Source organism: Amycolatopsis sp. NPDC050768, from assembly GCF_040654155.1.
Lineage (GTDB): Bacteria > Actinomycetota > Actinomycetes > Mycobacteriales > Pseudonocardiaceae > Amycolatopsis.
The window spans coordinates 140,089-156,944 of record NZ_JBFAHL010000020.1 but is presented as its reverse complement, the minus strand read 5'-3'; the positions used below and the strand labels follow the sequence as shown (position 1 = coordinate 156,944).

The window sequence follows — 16,856 nt, the reverse complement described above, 5'->3', positions numbered from 1 at the left end:
GCTGCGACGCTTTTCTCACACCCATTTCACGAGCACTCAGGTGAGTTTTGTGGTCCGTGTCGCGATAAGTCCGGCCACGATCGCCCACACGGCGAGCACCGCCATCGGCCCGACGGCGAAGTGACCGTCCACCAGTGCCGCGCGCATGCCTTCCGCGAGCGCGCCCGAGGGCAGCAGCGAGACGACCACACCGAGGCCCGCCGGCAAAGCCGAAGGCGCCAGCAGGATTCCGCCGGCGAGCAGCAGCACGAACCACACGATGTTGGCCAGCGCCAGCACGGCTTCGGCTCGCAGGGCACCGCCGAGCAACACGCCCAGGGCGCCGAACGCGGCCGTGCCCAGCACCAGCAGCACGATCGCCGACGCGATCCCGGCACCCGAGGGCGACCAGCCCAGGAACGCCGCCACCACACCGATCACGAGCGACTGCAGCACGACCACCACGAGCGCCGCGACCACGCGCCCGGCCACGAGGAGCCAACGCGGCAGCGCGGTGGCCGAAAGCCGTTTGAGCACGCCGTAGCGCCGGTCGAAGCCCAGCGCGATGGCCTGTCCGGTGAACGCGGACGACATCACGGCCAGCGCGAGGATCCGTGGTGTGATCCAGTCCACTTTGGACGCCGAGCCGAGCTGGCTCGCGGGCAGGATGTCGAGCAGGCTCAGGCCGATGAGCAGCGCGAGCGGGATGATCAGCGTGAGCAGCAGCTGTTCGCCGTGGCGCAGCGTCAACGCGGCCTCGACGCGCGCGTGCGTGCGCAGCATCCGGCCCAGCGGCCCGCGGCCCGGCGCGGGGGTGAAGGTGCCTTCCGGGAACGTCGTGCTCACGCTCGCAGCTCCCGTCCGGTCAGCTCGAGGAAAACCTCTTCCAGCGTGCGCCGCCCGACTTGCAGCTGTTCGGGCAGCACGCCCTGTTGCGCACACCACGACGTGACGGTCGACACCACCTGCGGATCCACCGCGCCTTCCACGAGGTACGAACCGGGCGAGGACTCGGTCACGCGATAGCCCTCGGGCAACGCCGCCGTGAGCAGCGACAGGTCCAGCCGCGTGCGCGCGCGGAACCGCAGCTGCGCGGCGTCGCCCTCTTCCAGAGTCAACGAGTGGGGCGAGCCCTGGACCACGACCTTGCCGTGGTCCACGATCACGACCTGGTCGGCGAGCGCTTCCGCTTCTTCCATCAGGTGTGTGGTGAGCAGCACGCTCACGCCGTCGCTGCGAAGCGCGGCCAGCAGCTCCCACACCAGGCGCCGCGCCTGCGGGTCCATGCCCGCCGTCGGCTCGTCGAGGAACACCAGCTCGGGTCGCCCGACGAGCGCGCACGCGAGCGAAAGCCGTTGCTGCTGCCCGCCGGAGAGGCGTTTGAACGGGGTGCGCTTCGCGCCGGCCAGCCCGAGCACGTCGAGCAGCCACGCGGGGTCGAGCGGGTTCGCCGCGCACGACGCGACAAGGCCGAGCATCTCCGCGGCGTGCACGCCCGGGTAGGCGCCGCCGCCCTGCGGCATGATGCCGACGCGCGGGCGCAGCCGGGCGCTGTTTTTCACAGGATCGAGGCCGAGGACCCGGACTTTTCCGGCGTCAGGCTTGCGAAACCCTTCGCAGATCTCCACCGTGGTCGTCTTGCCCGCGCCGTTGGGCCCGAGCAAGGCCAGCAGGCAGCCACGCTCCATCCGCAGGTCGAGCCCGTCGACCGCGGTGGTGGAGCCGTAGCTTTTCACCAGGCCGGTGATCTCGACCGCTGGGTTGTCCACAACGAATTACGATACGACGTCCACCACGGCGGGCCGTTCCGGGGACGTCCTGGAGAGCAGGAGCGGCGAAAGCCGGTACACCCACGCGAGCCCGCCGAGCGTCACGAGCACGGCCGCGCCGTAGGCCCACGGCAGGATGTAGGCGTGGCCGTCGAACGTGCTCCCGGTGGGCGGCAGCAGGAACGGCAGCCCGGCGCTGACCACGGTCGCGGCCACGCGGAACCGCGACGTGCCCGCCGCCGCGGCCAGGGGGATCACAGCCCACAGCACGTACCACGGCTGCAGGTTGATCTGCAGGATCATCGCGGCGCCGAGCGCCACCCCGAGCCCGATGATGGGCCGGTAGCGCCACTTGAAGCTGGCCCACAGGAACTTGACGGTGACGAACGCCGTCACCAGGTAGCCGAGCGCGCCGATGATGGGCACCAGCGCGTCGGTGTGGTTGCCGAGCCCGAGTGCGATGCCGAGCACCCCGGTGAGGTTCGCGAGCTCGGCGGTGGGGGAGATCCACGAGCGCACGAGGCCGGGGGTGCCGAGCGCGCCGATCCAGCCGAAGCCCAGACCCGTGCCGTAGGAGACCGCGACGAGCACCGCGCCGAACAGCAGCGCCATCGGCACTCCGGCCCGCACGAGGTCCTTGATGCTCCCGTGCCAGCGCCGCGCCACCATCACCGCGAAGAACGGCAACGCGAGCAGTGCGGGCACCTTGACCGCGGCCCCGAGCGTGATGATCGCGACACCGAGCCCGATGCACAGCAGCTCGCCCTTGGCCATCGGCGGTGGGGAGTCGCCCTTGACGCGCACCGGCAGCCGCCGGATGCCGACCTCCAGCCCGGCGACCATCAGCCCGATGGCCAGCGCGTCGTTGTGGGCGCCGGCGATGAAGTGGAAGATCAGCAGCGGGTTGGCCGCGCCCAGCCACAGCGCCGTCACCGGTTGCACGCCGAAGCGGCGCGCCAGCCGCGGCACGGCCCACACGATGAGGACCACGCCGACGAGCGCCAGGCCGCGCTGCAGCAGCACGCCCGTCACGATGTTGTTGCCGCCGATCGGCGCGAGCCAGCCGCCCAGGCGCAGCAGCAGCGGCCCGTACGGCGCCGGCGTCTCGCGCCACATGTTGGCCACGCCCGCGGTGAGCGGGTCGGCCACGCCGAGCGCCTGGGCCGGGCCCAGGGTGTACGGGTCCATCCCGCGGTGCACGATCTCGCTCTGCGCGAGGTAGCTGTAGACGTCCCGGGAGAACAGGGGCGGGATGAGCAGCAGCGGCGCCACCCACATCGCGATCGTGCGGGCCAGCTGGCCCTGGCTCGCCAGGCGGGCGCTCGCGGGCCGGGCGAAGCGGCCGAGCATCAGCCAGCTCAGCACGAGGATGCCCATGCCGGAGAACGCGATGGCGAGCGAGACGGTGGGGATGCGGGTGAACAGGCGCAGCACCGGCAGGTCCTGCACCGGGTTGATCACGGGCGCCGCGCCGGCGCCGAGCGAGCCGAGCGCGAGGAACAGCGAGCCGACCGTGCCGAAGCGCCGGACGATGTCGAGGCCGCGGTGTTCGGCCTGGTCGAGAGGCTGCGGCTCGCGCGGGAGGACGGGCGAAGGTGGCGCCACGGCCGTCGCCGTGTCGCCGGGTGTGCCCACTTCCGGGTCCCGCTGCACGGGTTGCTCGCCGACTGCCACGTCAGGAAGGGTATCGAGTCCCTCCGGCCGTGACTCAGGTCACTGCCGGACACCCCACCTTTGCCCCTGCGCCGGAAATAAGACACACTTGTGTTGTGAAAAAGAACGGGACGCGTGAGAGAGAGGTCTGCGAGGAGCTCGGCGATCAGCCGCGCGCCGCGGACCTCGGCGTTCCCGTGCAGGTCAGCGCCGCAGAAGGGCGCACGCGCCACGAGGTGGCACGCCTGCTTCTCGAACAGGGCCCGATGACCGCCGTGGTGGTCGCGGAGCAGCTCGGCATCAGCCCCACGGCCGTCCGCAGGCACCTCGACGCACTGGTGGCCGACGGCGAGGCCGAGACCCGCGACGCGCCCCGGCGCGGTCCGCGCGGGCGCGGGCGCCCGGCCAAGTTCTTCCTGCTCACCGAGTCGGGCCGCGCCCGGTTCGGGCACGCCTACGACGACCTCGCGGTTTCGGCCATCCGGTTCCTCGCCGAGCACGCCGGCCCCGACGCCGTGCGCGCCTTCGCCGAGAGCCGCGTCGACGCGCTGGTGGGCCCGCACCGCTCCGCCATCACCGGTTCGAGTGATCCCGCGGAGCGCGCCGAGGCCCTGGCCACGGCCCTGACCAGGGAGGGCTACGCTGCGTCGACCCGCCAGGTCGGTGTCGGTGAACAGCTGTGCCAGCACCACTGCCCGGTCGCGCACGTCGCGGCTGAGTTCCCGCAGCTGTGCGAGGCCGAGACCGAGGCGTTCGCTCGGCTGCTCGGCACCCACGTGCAGCGGCTGGCGACGATCGCACGCGGCGACAACGCGTGCACCACACACGTACCCGCCGTGACGACGGGTATCCCGGCCCTTCCCGAGCCGGACAGCACCAGGCCCTCCGGGACGACCGAGGCGGTTGCGGCGACGCAGCCGGCGCGGGCGGCCCAGGGGCGTACAGCACGGATCCCGAATGGAGGGAAACCCGCATGACTGCCGCTGCCGAGCAGCGCACTCCCACCACCGCGCCACTGAGCCAGGAAGAGACCATCGAGTCCCTTGGCAAGTACGCGTTCGGCTGGGCCGACTCCGACGAAGCGGGCGCCAGCGCCCGTCGCGGACTGAACGAGGATGTCGTCACCGACATCTCCGGGAAGAAGTCCGAGCCGGAGTGGATGCGCGACGCCCGCTTGAAGGCGCTCAAGCTCTTCGAGCTGAAGCCGATGCCCAACTGGGGCGCCGACCTCTCCGGGATCGACTTCGACAACATCAAGTACTTCGTGCGGTCCAGCGAGAAGCAGGCCACCAGCTGGGAAGAGCTGCCCGAGGACATCAAGAACACCTACGACAAGCTCGGCATCCCCGAGGCGGAGAAGCAGCGCCTCGTCGCCGGTGTCGCCGCGCAGTACGAGTCCGAGGTCGTCTACCACTCCATCCGCGAGGACCTGGAGGCCCAGGGCGTGCTGTTCCTGGACACCGACACCGCGCTCAAGGAGCACCCGGAGCTCTTCCAGGAGTACTTCGGTTCCGTGATCCCGGCCGGGGACAACAAGTTCTCCGCGCTGAACACGGCGGTGTGGTCCGGCGGCTCGTTCATCTACGTGCCCAAGGGCGTGAAGGTGGACATCCCGCTGCAGGCCTACTTCCGGATCAACACCGAGAACATGGGCCAGTTCGAGCGCACGCTGATCATCGTCGACGAAGACGCCTACGTGCACTACGTCGAGGGTTGCACCGCGCCGATCTACCAGTCCGACTCGCTGCACTCGGCGGTCGTGGAGATCATCGTGAAGAAGGGCGGCCGCTGCCGCTACACGACGATCCAGAACTGGTCGAACAACGTGTACAACCTGGTCACCAAGCGCGCCAAGTGCGAAGAGGGCGCGACCATGGAATGGATCGACGGCAACATCGGTTCCAAGGTCACCATGAAGTACCCGTCGGTCTTCCTCATGGGTGAGCACGCCAAGGGCGAGGTCCTCTCGGTCGCGTTCGCGGGCGAGGGCCAGCACCAGGACGCGGGCGCCAAGATGGAGCACCTTGCGCCGCACACCTCCTCGACCATCGTGTCGAAGTCGGTGGCGCGCGGCGGCGGCCGGACCTCCTACCGCGGCCTGGTCCGCGTCGCGAAGCGGGCGCACCACTCGCGCTCCAGCGTGGTCTGCGACGCACTGCTGGTCGACACGATCTCGCGCTCGGACACCTACCCGTACGTGGACATCCGCAACGACGAGGTGTCCATGGGCCACGAGGCCACGGTGTCCAAGGTCAGCGAAGAGCAGCTGTTCTACCTGATGTCGCGCGGTCTCGACGAGGCCGAGGCGATGGCGATGATCGTGCGCGGGTTCGTGGAGCCCATCGCGCGTGAGCTGCCGATGGAGTACGCGCTCGAGCTGAACCGCCTGATCGAGCTCCAGATGGAAGGGTCCGTCGGCTAGTCATGTCGGTTACCGAGAACAACGTTTCCGAGGCACTGCGCGAGGGAGCGGTCATTCCGGCCGCTTCCCGCGCGGAGCGCTTCACTTCCTACGACGTCGAGGCCTTCGAGGTCCCCGGCGGACGTGAGGAGAACTGGCGCTTCACCCCGATGAAGCGCCTGCGCGGCCTCCACGACGGCACGGCCGTCGCCTCCGGCGAGATCACGCTCGAAGCCGACGCCGCGCCCGAGTTGACGATCGAGACCGTCGGCCGAGACGACTCGCGGCTGGGCCAGGCCGGTGTGCCGAGCGACCGGATCGCCGCCCAGGCGTACTCCTCGTTCCAGAAGGCAACCGTCGTGACGGTGCCCAAGGAGACGAAGGCGTCGAAGCCGTCGGTGCTGCGCATCCACGGCCCGGGTGCGGGTTTGGTCGCCTACGGGCACCTGCAGGTCCGCGCCGAGGCGTTCGCCGAAGCCGTCGTCGTGCTCGACCACGTCGGCTCCGGCACCTACGCCGACAACGTCGAGTTCGTCATCGGCGACGGCGCCAAGGTCACCGTGGTCAGCGTCCAGGACTGGGCCGACGACGCGGTGCACGTCTCCGAGCAGCACCTCAAGCTGGGCCGCGACGCCGCGCTGCGGCACACCGTGATCACCCTGGGCGGTGACCTGGTCCGCGTCTCGCCGACGGCGACCTTCGCCGACAAGGGTGGCGACGTCGACATGCTCGGCGTCTATTTCGCGGACGGCGGCCAGCACCAGGAGCACCGCCTCTTCGTCGACCACGCGGTGCCGAACTGCAAGTCGCGAGTGGGCTACAAGGGCGCGCTGCAGGGCGAGGGCGCGCACACGGTATGGATCGGCGACGTGCTGATCCGCGCCGCGGCCGAGGCCACCGACACCTACGAGTTCAACCGCAACCTGGTGCTCACACCCGGGGCGCGCGCGGACTCCGTGCCGAACCTGGAGATCGAGACCGGCGAGATCGAAGGCGCCGGCCACGCGAGCGCGACGGGAAGGTTCGACGACGAGCAGTTGTTCTACCTCCAGTCGCGCGGAATCGCGGAGGAGGCGGCGCGGCGGTTGGTCGTCCGCGGGTTCTTCCACGAGATCCTGGTGAAGATCGACGTGCCCGAGGTGCGCGAGCGCCTCGAAGCCGCGATCGAGGCCGAGCTCGAAGCCGTTGGCGCCTGACCCCGTCCACCGCAGACTTTAGGAAACGAAGAATGGCTACCCTGGAAATCAAGGACCTGCACGCCTCGGTCAACACCGACGAAGGCGCCAAGGAGATCCTCAAGGGCGTGAACCTGACGATCAAGTCGGGCGAGACCCACGCGATCATGGGCCCCAACGGCTCCGGCAAGTCCACCCTGTCCTACGCGATCGCCGGCCACCCGAAGTACCAGGTGACCTCCGGCGAGGTGCTGCTGGACGGCGAGAACGTGCTCGAGATGAGCGTGGACGAGCGCGCCCGCGCCGGCCTGTTCCTGGCCATGCAGTACCCCGTCGAGGTGCCCGGCGTCTCGATGTCCAACTTCCTCCGCACCGCGGCCACCGCGGTCCGTGGCGAGGCCCCCAAGCTGCGCCACTGGGTCAAGGAGGTCAAGGAGGAGATGGGCAAGCTCGAGATCTCGCAGGAGTTCGCCGAGCGCTCCGTGAACGAGGGCTTCTCCGGCGGCGAGAAGAAGCGCCACGAGATCCTGCAGCTGACGCTGCTCAAGCCGAAGATCGCCATCCTCGACGAGACCGACTCCGGGCTCGACGTCGACGCGCTGCGCGTGGTTTCCGAGGGCGTCAACCAGTACAAGGCTTCGAGCGAGGTCGGCGTCATGCTGATCACGCACTACACCCGCATCCTCCGGCACATCACCCCGGACTTCGTGCACGTCTTCGCCGACGGGCGCATCGTCGAGTCCGGTGGCAAGGAGCTCGCCGACGAGCTGGAGGAGAACGGCTACGTGAAGTACGTGGGCAAGGCCGAGCCGGCCGCCCTCTGAGTTTCCGCACAGTTCGCGAGCACCACGAGAAGTTCCCGACTACACCGAGAGGAGTTGGCTCGATGACCACCACGGCTTCGAACAGCCCGACCAACTCTGTTCCCCTTGACGTGGCGGCACTGCGTGCCGACTTCCCGATCCTGTCCCGCACCGTGCGCGACGGGAAACCCTTGGTGTACCTGGACTCCGGCGCGACCTCGCAGCGGCCGACGCAGGTCCTCGACGCCGAGCGCGCGTTCCTCGAGAACTCCAACGCCGCCGTGCACCGCGGTGCGCACCAGCTCGCCGAGGAGGCCACCGACGCCTACGAGTCCGCCCGCGCGCGGATCGCCGAGTTCGTCGGTGCCTCCCCGGAGGAGCTCGTGTTCACCAAGAACGCCACCGAGGGCATCAACCTCGTGGCGTACGCGATGAGCAACGCGAGCACGGCCGGCCCGGAGTCCGAGCGGTTCAAGGTCGGTCCCGGCGACGAGATCGTGATCACCGAGATGGAGCACCACGCGAACCTCGTGCCCTGGCAGCAGCTGTGCCAGCGCACCGGGGCCACGCTGAAGTGGTTCAAGGTGACGCCCGAAGGCCGGCTCGACCTGTCGGAGATCGACGAGCTGATCACGTCGCGCACCAAGCTGGTCGCCTTCGCGCACCAGTCCAACGTGCTCGGCACGATCAACCCGGTCGACGTGCTCGTGGCCAAGGCCAAGTCGGTCGGCGCGCTGACCGTGCTCGACGCGTGCCAGTCGGTGCCCCACGGGGTGTACGGCCAGGGCAACGTCGACTTCGGCGCGCTGGGCGTGGACTTCGCGGCGTTCTCCGGGCACAAGATGCTGGCGCCGTCCGGCATCGGCGTGCTCTACGGGCGCAGCGAGCTGCTCGAAGCGATGCCGCCGTTCCTCACGGGCGGGTCGATGATCGAGCTGGTCCGCATGGAGGGCTCCACGTTCGCCCCGCCGCCGCAGCGGTTCGAGGCCGGCGTGCCGATGACGTCGCAGGCCATCGGCCTCGGTGCGGCCGTCGACTACCTCTCTGCGATCGGCATGGAGCGCATCGCGGCCCACGAGCACCTGCTCACCGAGCACGCGCTCGCCGGGATCAGCGCCATCGACGGCGTCCGCATCATCGGGCCGACCGACATGGCCGACCGCGGCGGCGCGGTGTCGTTCGTGATCGACGGCGTGCACCCGCACGACGCCGGCCAGGTGCTCGACAGCCTGGGCATCGCCGTGCGCGTGGGCCACCACTGCGCGTGGCCGCTGCACCGGGCGTGCTCCGCGCAGGCCACCGTGCGCGCCACGTTCTACCTCTACAACACACTGTCCGAAGTGGACGCTCTCGTCGACGGGATCCGCGAGGCGCAGAAGTTCTTCGGGGTCGCGAAGTGAACCTCGAGAGCATGTACCAGGAGATCATCCTGGACCACTACAAGCACCCGCACGGGCGTGGCTTGAGCGACCCGTACGACGCCGAGTCGTTCCAGGTCAACCCGACCTGCGGCGACGAGGTGACGCTGCGTGTGAAGCTCACGGACGGCAAGGTCGAGCAGGTGTCGTACGAGGGGCAGGGCTGCTCGATCAGCCAGGCCTCCACGTCGGTGCTGACCGACCTCGTCACCGGCCACACCGTGGAGGAGGCGTTCACCACCATGGACGCCTTCGTGGAACTGATGCAGGGCAGGGGCAAGGTCGAGCCCGACGAGGACGTGCTGGAGGACGGCATCGCGTTCGCCGGCGTCGCCAAGTACCCGGCGCGCGTGAAGTGCGCCCTCCTCGGTTGGATGGCGTTCAAGGACGCCGTGGCCCGCACCACCACAGGAGCTGAGAAGGCATGAGCGAAGAGACCGTGGCCCCGGAGGCCGACCCTCGCGAAGGGCGCACCGCCGCGGACCTGCCGGAGCAGACGGCGTCGTCGGTGCCCGCCGACGTCGCCAAGATCGAGGACATCGAAGAGGCGATGCGCGACGTCGTGGACCCCGAACTCGGGATCAACGTCGTCGACCTCGGTCTGGTGTACGACATCCGCGTGGAGAAGGACAACTCGGCCACGCTGGACATGACGCTCACGTCGGCGGCCTGCCCGCTCACCGACGTGATCGAAGACCAGACCTCCGCGGCGCTGACCTCCGGCGGCCTCGTGAGCGACTTCCGGATCAACTGGGTCTGGATGCCGCCGTGGGGCCCGGAAAAGATCACCGACGACGGCCGCGAGCAGCTGCGTGCGCTCGGGTTCACCGTCTGAGCTTTTTCGAAGGAACAGGCCACTCCGCTCGCAGCGGGGTGGCCTGTTCTGCGTTGAGGGTTGTATAACGATCTATACAGCACCGATCGATTCGACGTACCAAGGTGCCTCGCGCTCGGGGGCAAAGCGGCTCCAGAGCCCAACGGCCTCGGCCAGCGACGTGCGGCGGTCGACGTGCAGGGCCGCGAGCCGGGGGAGTGGCGCGCCCGAGACGAGCAGGTGGTCGAGCTGGGCGCGGGAGAGGCCGAGCACCCGCAGGTGCCGCAGCTCGCCGAGCCGCTCCAAGCCGGTCACGTCGACGCCGCTGACGTCCAGGTGCACCAGGCTCGGCAGGGCGGCGAGCCGGGCCAGGTCGACGGAATGGTCGAGCACCTTCAGCTCCAGGCGCCACAGCCGGTGCCCGGCGAAGGCGGCCAAGTCGACTTCGCCTGCTTCGACGGACAGGGCCTCCAGCGCCGGCAGTTGGGTGAGGCCGCCGGTGACGCGGGCGGCGCGGTTGATGCTCACCTCGCGCAGCGTCGGGAAGCCTTGCAGCACATCGAGGTTCACGGTGCCGGCGTCGTTGAGGTAGAGCTGCTGCACGAGGGTCCGGTCGGCGATGTCGTGCGCGCGCTCGATGCCCGGGCCGGTGACGACCTCGGTGTGGCTGCGGAAGTGGCTGTCGCGCAAGGAAACCTCGGGTTCGAGGAACACTTCGTCTTCGTAGTCCTCGTACCGGTTCTCGCGCAGCGCCTCGACGACCTCGGTGAGCATCGCCGTGACCGACGGCGCGACGTAGCGCAGCGGGCCGTGGACATCGCGGCCGTACTCCACGACCTGGCCGGCGCGGCCGTTCGGCGCGGGGTCGAGGTCGGTGAACAGGAAGTTCATCGCGCGGTCGCTGCCGAAGGTGACCCACCAGTCGTTGCGGGACAAGCGTTTCACGTGCCCGAACGGCAGCGGCTCGAACACCACGCCGGTGTCGGACACCGAGTCTTCCCAGCTGTAGGAACCCGGCAGGCCTTCGGTGTAGTCGGAGACCACCTGGTCGAGGTCGTTGCAGGAGTACGGGCCGAGCAGGCCGACCTGCTCGGGATCGCCGTCGGCCACGCGGTAGAGCGCGCGCAGGTCTTCCGGCAGCCGCGCGCCGATGCGCGCCTCGGCGGCCGCGATGTCCTCCTCCGTACGCCCGGCGGGCCACGGCGGCGCCTGGCCCTTGATCCGGGTGTAGTGCGCACCGAACTCCTCGCACAGCCGCGTGACCTCGGCGAGCACGGCCGGGTTCGTCGGCGCTCCGGTGGGCGCGGCGGCGGCCGGGCGGAGCAGGCCGGGCCGGGGGTGGCCCGGGTAGCGGAAGTTCTCGTCGAACACGAGCCAGCCGTCGCCGACAGGGGACAGCGCGCCGCCCGCGGCGAAGGTGTAGCTGCCATCCGGGCGCAGCCGCAGCTCGTACGCGCCGGCAGGCGCGTCGAAGAGGCTTCGCAGGCTGCTGCCGCTGATCCGCAGCCACTTACGGGTGGGCGTCCAGGCGTCGAGGGCCAGCGAGCCGCCAGTGGCGCGCACCTGCAGCACGGCTTCTTCGGCGCCGGCGGCGGAACGCAGTGCGGTCGCCAGGTCGCGGGCGGCCTCGTCGAAATCCATGGTGGTGAAGCTAGCGCGAAGGTCCGACGAAAACCGGATCCGGGTGCTATGACTGGCCTATGACCGAACCGGACAACGAGCGGGAACCCCGGCGGGGCCAGGCCGTCGCGGCGGTGGCGATCGCGGTTGTGGCCTTCATGCTGGTCGTGGCGACCTGGATCGCGTGGTTGCTGGTGCGGCCCAGGATGGAGGCGGGGCCGGTGTACCCGATCGTGGGGCAGGTGTTCCTGCTCGTGCTGGGGGCGCTGTTCTTCGTCGGGCTGCTGGCCGGGGTGCTGGCGATCGTGCTGGGCCTGACCGGCGGTGGGCGCGAATACGGGGGCGACGTGGCTCGCGCCGGCGTGCTGCTGGGCGTGGTCACGTGCGTGGTCGCGCTCGGCGGGGCGGTCGCGTTCGCGGTCAATCCACTGTGGACTTCGACGGTGGCCAACTTCGACATCGGGACCCTCGGCAACCCCTTCGGCCGGTGACGGTCCTCAAGTCGATCGCGCTGTTCGTCGCCGCGGCGGTGCTGGAGATCGGCGGCGCGTGGCTTATCTGGCAGGGCGTGCGCGAGCACCGCGGCTGGGCGTGGATCGGCGGTGGCATCGTGGCGCTCGGGCTCTACGGATTCGTCGCCACGCTGCAGCCCGACGCGCACTTCGGCCGCATCCTCGCTGCCTACGGCGGGGTTTTCGTGGCGGGCTCGCTGGCCTGGGGTGTGGTGGCCGACGGCTACCGGCCCGACCGGTTCGACGTGATCGGCGCGCTGCTGTGCCTGGCGGGCGTCGCGGTGATCATGTACGCGCCGCGAACCGGGTAACGCTCGCACAACGCCCACGATAGATCAACGTGACCGAACCCGACTTTCCGCCGCCGCCTGCTCCGGTGCAGGTCAAGCGGCGGTTCTCGCCGCCGCTGGCGATCTTCCTGGTGTTCGCGGTCGCCGGCGCCGTGGCCGGCGCGATCGGCGTGGTGAAGGTGCTCGGCTTCGGCATGGTGACCGTTCCGGGCGGCTCGATGGCCGGCATCATCCCGCCCGGCACCACCGTGGTCTACAACTGGGGCGACGGCCGGGAGATCCACCGCGGCGACCCGGTCGTGTTCCAGGCCGACGCGCTGCCCGATATGCCGCCCGGCCGGCTCCTCAAGCGCGTGATCGCGGTCGGCGGCGACCGCGTGGTCTGCTGCGACCCCGGCCACCGCATTGAGGTGAACGGCAAGCCGGTCACGGAGCCCTACCTCGACCCGAAGGTGTCGCCCGCCGCGGCGGCGATGCCCTTCAGCGCGCAGGTGCCGCCGGGCACGATCTTCGTCGCCGGCGATACGCGTGACAACTCCAACGACTCGCGCATCTACGTCAGCGCACCCGGCGCGGGCGCCATCCCGCTGTCCAAGGTGGACGGTGTGGTCGTCGCGAAGGGCACGCTCTTCGCCTCGGAAAGCTTCAAGCCCACCACGGCGTTCACCGACGCGGGCCTCCCGGGCGCGTCCATCGAGGACACCGGCCTGACCACGGACCGTTACCTGGCCGCGGGTGGCGCGGCGGTGTTCCTGCTCGGGTTCATCGGCGCGATCGTCACCGGCGTGCGATCCGCCGCAAGACGACGGAAAGCGCCCCGCGAGTGTCCTGATCACGTGCAGGTTGCAGCCGAAGAGCGACCGGTAACGCCGCCGGGGCCGGCCCGATAGAGGGGCGTGACTGACTTCCCGGCGCCCCCGGCAGCGTCGCCTCGCACGCGCCGCTTTTCGCCGTTTCTGGCGCTTTTCGTGGTGTTCGTCCTGGCCGGCCCGGTGCTCGCGGGGACCGGGGTGGTCAAGCTGTTCGGCTACACCACCGTGCGCATCGGCGAACGCTCCATGGAAGCCACGGTCGGATATGACGAGCCCATGGTTCTCCACTGGGCCGGGAGCCACGAGATCCACCGGGGCGACCTGGTCTTGTTCCAGATCGACGCGTTTCCCGACTCGCCGCCCGGCTACCACCTCCTCGCGCGCGTGATCGCCGTCGGCGGTGACCGGGTGGTCTGCTGCGGGCCCGACAACCGGCTGCAGGTGAACGGCAAGTCCGTCACCGAGCCCTACCTCGATCCGGCGGTGCCGCTCTCGGCCGCCGCCTACGAGTTCACCGCGCAGGTGCCGCCAGGCTCGATTTTCGTCGCGGGCGACAAGCGCGACATCCCCGGCGATTCCCGCAACTATGTCTACGCGCCCGGCGACGGGGCCATCCCGCTGTCCAAAGTAGACGGAGTGATTGTCGCGAGGGGCACTGTCTTCTCCTCCGTGACCCTCAAGCCCACCACGGCGTTCACCGACGCCGGCCTGCCTGGAGCGTCCACCGCGGACACCGGACTCCACGTGGCCCGGTACCTGATCCTCGGTGGTGCCGCGCTGTTCGTGCTCGGGTTCATCTGCTTGATCGTGACCGTCGCGCGCTCCGGCGGAAGACGACGAAGAGCAGCCGTAGGCCCACCAATGCACTGATCACGAGCAGGTTGTAGCCGAAGACCTGGTTGAGCGTGAGGTCCGGCAGCAGCCGCGGGCCGCTCGTGCTGCCGAGCAGCAGCACGGCCATCAGGCCGGTCGCGATGCCGACGAACGCCAGCAGCACCTCGTGCACCAGGCCCGTCACGAGGTGGCGGTCGCGTTCGTCGGAGAACAGCCGCACGTTGACCGAAAGGCGGCCCTCTTCGAGCGCCGCGCCGATCCGGTCGACGCGGCGGGGGAGCCGGCGCAGCACCGGCAGCAGGGCCAGCACCTCGTCGCGCACGGTCTCCGGCCGCAGGCGCGCGCCGATCTGCTCGGCGGCGAACGTGCGCGATTCGGCGACCACGTCGAAGCCGGGCGCGAGCGTGGCCAGGGTGCCTTCGGCGGTGGCGAGCGCGCGGAAGACGGCGGCGATGGGCGGCGGCACGGCGAGGCGGAAGTCGGCGACCACACGGAACAGGTCGGTGAACAGGTCGAACCCTGGCGCCCGGCCCGGGCCGAAGTGGCGCACGAGCAACGCGCCGAGCGCGCGTTCCAGGCGTTGCTCGTCGATCTCGTCGGGGCGGTCGACGATCTCCAGCAGGCCGTCGCGCAGTCCCGCCGGGTCGCCGCGGTCGAGGGCGAGCAGCAGGCTCTGGAGACCGGCGCGCAGGCCCGCGTCGAGGCGGCCGACGGAGCCGAAGTCGAGCAGGCCGAGGGCGCCGTCGTCGAGCAGGAGGACGTTGCCAGGGTGCGGGTCGGCGTGGAAGACGCCGCCGATGAGCACCTGGTCGAGCAGGCAGCGCAGGAAAACCCGCGCGAGCTCTTCACGGTCGCCCGGCGCCGCGGTCGAGAGGGGTTTGCCGTCGAGGCGGCCCATCACGAGCACGCGCTCGGTGGACAGTGCCTTGTGGACGGTCGGCAGCGTTACCCCGGCCACGGGCCGCGCTGCCACGGCCTCGATGTTGGCCGCCTCTACGCGGAAATCCAGCTCCTCGGCCAGCGCGTCGGCGAAGCCGTCGGCCAGGTCGGTGACGCCGAGCGCCCTTGCCCAGCCGGCCCGTTCGTCGAGGAGCGCGGCGAGGCGGCGGACGATGTCGACGTCGCGTTCGGCCTGCGCGCGGATGCCCGGCCGCTGGACCTTGACCACGACCTCGGCGCCGGAGCGCAGCCGCGCGCCGTAGACCTGTGCGATCGACGCCGCCGCGAGCGGTTCCGGGTCGAACTCGGCGAACACGTCGTCGGGATCGGCGCCGAGTTCCTCGCGTAGCAGGGCGAACACGGCTTCAGCGGGTGCGGGCGCCACGCGGTCCTGGAGCCGGCCGAGCTCGTCGACGAAGGCGGGAGGCAGCAGGTCGGAGCGGGTGGAGAGCAGCTGGCCGAGCTTCACGAACGGCACGCCGCCCTCCTCCAGCGCGCGACGCAGTGACCGCGCGAGCTTGGCGTGGCGGCCGGGCCCGAGGCCGGGTTCGCGTCGGCCGGTGAGGTACCCGCCGAGGCCGTGGCCGATCGCGATGCGCATGATCCGCGAGTAGCGCCGGGTCCGCGCGACGCGGGCGCGCACCGAACGCAGCTGCCCGAACAGCCCGAGCCCGGTCCCCGACGGCGCGGCGAGCTCCGCGACGAACAGGACAAGCAGCGTCGCGGCCAGCGCGCACCCGGCCAGCGGGATGAGCAGCCCGACTGCCGCGCCGGCGCTGTCGAGTACCGCGAGCGGGAAGGTCCGCACCACCAAGCCGCCGACGACCCAACCGAACACCGCCGCGCACAGCGCCCGGACGTACCCGACCCGCACGCCGAGCACCCGCCGCGACGCGGCGACCAGCGGCCACAGCACGAGGACGTAGGCGAAGAGGCCGACCAGCAGGGTTTCCATGGTTGCCGAGCACACCAGGGTTCCCGGTCGTGCGGTTCCAGCCGCGGCGGGACCGCGCTCCCTCTCGCGGGGGACCGTGATGACGGACGGTGCCGGGTCACCTACTTTCGGACGTGGCCACGGGGATTGGTGAACTCCTAACGTCGTGGGGCGAACCGCGGTTGCCGGGTTTCCGGTGACCGGAGCGGACATTTCGGTGAAGGAGACGCGAATGAGGGCACGCGGGTTCGGGCGCATCGCGGCGATCGCGGTGGCGGTGGCGGCGCCGCTGGGTGTCGGGCTGGTCGCGGGGCCGGGCGCGGAGGCCGCCGCGGCGACGACGGTGTACTACACGTCGAGTGGGGCACCGGATTACGTGGCCCAGATCGACCAGGGCGCGGCGAACTGGAACGCCGTGGTGGCCGATGTGAAGCTCGTGAAGCGCTCGTCCGGGGCGACGGTGGTGTTCCACGAGATCCACAGTGGCGGGTCGTACACGCAGACCGATGGTCACGGGAATGGGGACGTGTATTTGGATACGTCTCAGGTGGCGGAGGGATTTGATCCGACAAGGATTGCGGCGCACGAGCTGGGGCACAATCTCGGGCTGCCGGATGATTACGACGGGCCTTGTTCGGAGCTGATGTCGGGGCACGGTCCCGGGACGTCGTGCACCAATGCCAAGCCCAGTGCGCAGGAGGCGGCGAAGGTGCAGCAGTTGTGGCGCAACGGGTTCGGAGGTGTTAAGGGCGTGGGGACTCGGGTTACGGCTGGGGTTTATTGATATTTTCCGGGATTTTCGGAACCGGGATTACAGGGGTGCGGGAAGGCGCCCCCGAAGGTTGATTGTGACTACGGTTCAGGGCCCTTTGTCAAGGCGGGAAAGAGTACCTTGACAAAGGG

General features: G+C 70.2%; 17 protein-coding genes. 12 read left to right on the top strand and 5 right to left on the bottom strand.

Annotated features, from left to right (window positions below; all coding sequences use genetic code 11):
* Nucleotides 1–36: 36 nt before the first annotated feature.
* Genes AB0H62_RS41325 through mptB form a run of 3 tightly spaced genes read right to left on the bottom strand, consistent with a single transcriptional unit; the run spans nucleotide 37 to nucleotide 3,353 of the window.
* Complete coding sequence (locus AB0H62_RS41325) at nucleotides 37–762, bottom strand: ABC transporter permease (RefSeq protein WP_354882484.1); 726 nt, start codon at nucleotides 760–762, stop codon at nucleotides 37–39.
* A gap of 59 nt (nucleotides 763–821) precedes the next feature.
* Nucleotides 822–1,748, bottom strand: a complete 927-nt coding sequence (locus tag AB0H62_RS41320; RefSeq protein WP_220238725.1) for an ABC transporter ATP-binding protein — start codon at nucleotides 1,746–1,748, stop codon at nucleotides 822–824.
* A 6-nt stretch (nucleotides 1,749–1,754) separates the two neighbouring features.
* On the bottom strand, nucleotides 1,755–3,353 hold the full coding sequence (mptB, locus tag AB0H62_RS41315; protein WP_255638808.1) for a polyprenol phosphomannose-dependent alpha 1,6 mannosyltransferase MptB: 1,599 nt from the start codon (nucleotides 3,351–3,353) through the stop codon (nucleotides 1,755–1,757).
* Nucleotides 3,354–3,598: 245 nt separating this feature from the next.
* Between mptB and AB0H62_RS41310 the strand changes: the two genes are divergently transcribed.
* The 7 genes from AB0H62_RS41310 to AB0H62_RS41280 all read left to right on the top strand — a co-directional run bounded on the left by AB0H62_RS41310 (nucleotide 3,599) and on the right by AB0H62_RS41280 (nucleotide 10,033).
* A complete protein-coding gene (locus AB0H62_RS41310) occupies nucleotides 3,599–4,378 on the top strand; it encodes a metalloregulator ArsR/SmtB family transcription factor (RefSeq protein WP_360591991.1) in 780 nt (259 codons plus the stop codon).
* A complete protein-coding gene (gene sufB / locus AB0H62_RS41305) occupies nucleotides 4,375–5,823 on the top strand; it encodes a Fe-S cluster assembly protein SufB (RefSeq protein ID WP_220238726.1) in 1,449 nt (482 codons plus the stop codon). Before AB0H62_RS41310 ends, sufB begins: the two co-directional genes overlap by 4 nt.
* A gap of 2 nt (nucleotides 5,824–5,825) precedes the next feature.
* Nucleotides 5,826–6,998 (top strand): Fe-S cluster assembly protein SufD, encoded by a 1,173-nt coding sequence (gene sufD, locus AB0H62_RS41300; protein WP_360591966.1) that lies wholly within the window; start codon nucleotides 5,826–5,828, stop codon nucleotides 6,996–6,998.
* Between the two features lie 32 nt (nucleotides 6,999–7,030).
* Nucleotides 7,031–7,801, top strand: a complete 771-nt coding sequence (sufC, locus tag AB0H62_RS41295; protein ID WP_360591965.1) for a Fe-S cluster assembly ATPase SufC — start codon at nucleotides 7,031–7,033, stop codon at nucleotides 7,799–7,801.
* Between the two features lie 62 nt (nucleotides 7,802–7,863).
* Complete coding sequence (locus AB0H62_RS41290; RefSeq protein ID WP_360591964.1) at nucleotides 7,864–9,180, top strand: cysteine desulfurase; 1,317 nt, start codon at nucleotides 7,864–7,866, stop codon at nucleotides 9,178–9,180.
* Complete coding sequence (gene sufU / locus AB0H62_RS41285; RefSeq protein ID WP_220238730.1) at nucleotides 9,177–9,626, top strand: Fe-S cluster assembly sulfur transfer protein SufU; 450 nt, start codon at nucleotides 9,177–9,179, stop codon at nucleotides 9,624–9,626. The genes AB0H62_RS41290 and sufU overlap by 4 nt, the downstream gene beginning before the upstream one ends.
* A complete protein-coding gene (locus AB0H62_RS41280; protein ID WP_220238731.1) occupies nucleotides 9,623–10,033 on the top strand; it encodes a metal-sulfur cluster assembly factor in 411 nt (136 codons plus the stop codon). Before sufU ends, AB0H62_RS41280 begins: the two co-directional genes overlap by 4 nt.
* Nucleotides 10,034–10,105: 72 nt before the next feature.
* Here the strand turns inward: AB0H62_RS41280 and AB0H62_RS41275 are convergent, their stop codons facing one another.
* Nucleotides 10,106–11,653, bottom strand: coding sequence for an SMI1/KNR4 family protein (locus AB0H62_RS41275; protein WP_360591963.1), 1,548 nt, complete (start codon nucleotides 11,651–11,653; stop codon nucleotides 10,106–10,108).
* A gap of 59 nt (nucleotides 11,654–11,712) precedes the next feature.
* On the opposite strand from AB0H62_RS41275, the gene AB0H62_RS41270 reads away from it, so the two are divergent.
* Genes AB0H62_RS41270 through lepB (AB0H62_RS41255) form a run of 4 tightly spaced genes read left to right on the top strand, consistent with a single transcriptional unit; the run spans nucleotide 11,713 to nucleotide 14,116 of the window.
* Nucleotides 11,713–12,123 (top strand): hypothetical protein, encoded by a 411-nt coding sequence (locus AB0H62_RS41270; RefSeq protein WP_220238734.1) that lies wholly within the window; start codon nucleotides 11,713–11,715, stop codon nucleotides 12,121–12,123.
* Nucleotides 12,120–12,455, top strand: a complete 336-nt coding sequence (locus AB0H62_RS41265; protein ID WP_220238735.1) for a YnfA family protein — start codon at nucleotides 12,120–12,122, stop codon at nucleotides 12,453–12,455. The genes AB0H62_RS41270 and AB0H62_RS41265 overlap by 4 nt, the downstream gene beginning before the upstream one ends.
* A 29-nt stretch (nucleotides 12,456–12,484) precedes the next feature.
* A complete protein-coding gene (gene lepB / locus AB0H62_RS41260; RefSeq protein ID WP_360591962.1) occupies nucleotides 12,485–13,324 on the top strand; it encodes a signal peptidase I in 840 nt (279 codons plus the stop codon).
* A gap of 6 nt (nucleotides 13,325–13,330) precedes the next feature.
* On the top strand, nucleotides 13,331–14,116 hold the full coding sequence (gene lepB / locus AB0H62_RS41255; protein ID WP_360591961.1) for a signal peptidase I: 786 nt from the start codon (nucleotides 13,331–13,333) through the stop codon (nucleotides 14,114–14,116).
* Here lepB (AB0H62_RS41255) and AB0H62_RS41250 read toward each other — a convergent pair.
* On the bottom strand, nucleotides 14,040–15,974 hold the full coding sequence (locus AB0H62_RS41250; protein ID WP_360591960.1) for an AarF/UbiB family protein: 1,935 nt from the start codon (nucleotides 15,972–15,974) through the stop codon (nucleotides 14,040–14,042). The genes lepB (AB0H62_RS41255) and AB0H62_RS41250 overlap by 77 nt on opposite strands.
* Before the next feature lie 211 nt (nucleotides 15,975–16,185).
* Between AB0H62_RS41250 and AB0H62_RS41245 the strand changes: the two genes are divergently transcribed.
* Entirely contained in the window at nucleotides 16,186–16,737 is a 552-nt protein-coding gene (locus AB0H62_RS41245; protein ID WP_360591959.1) for a snapalysin family zinc-dependent metalloprotease, read from the top strand.
* Nucleotides 16,738–16,856 lie beyond the last annotated feature (119 nt).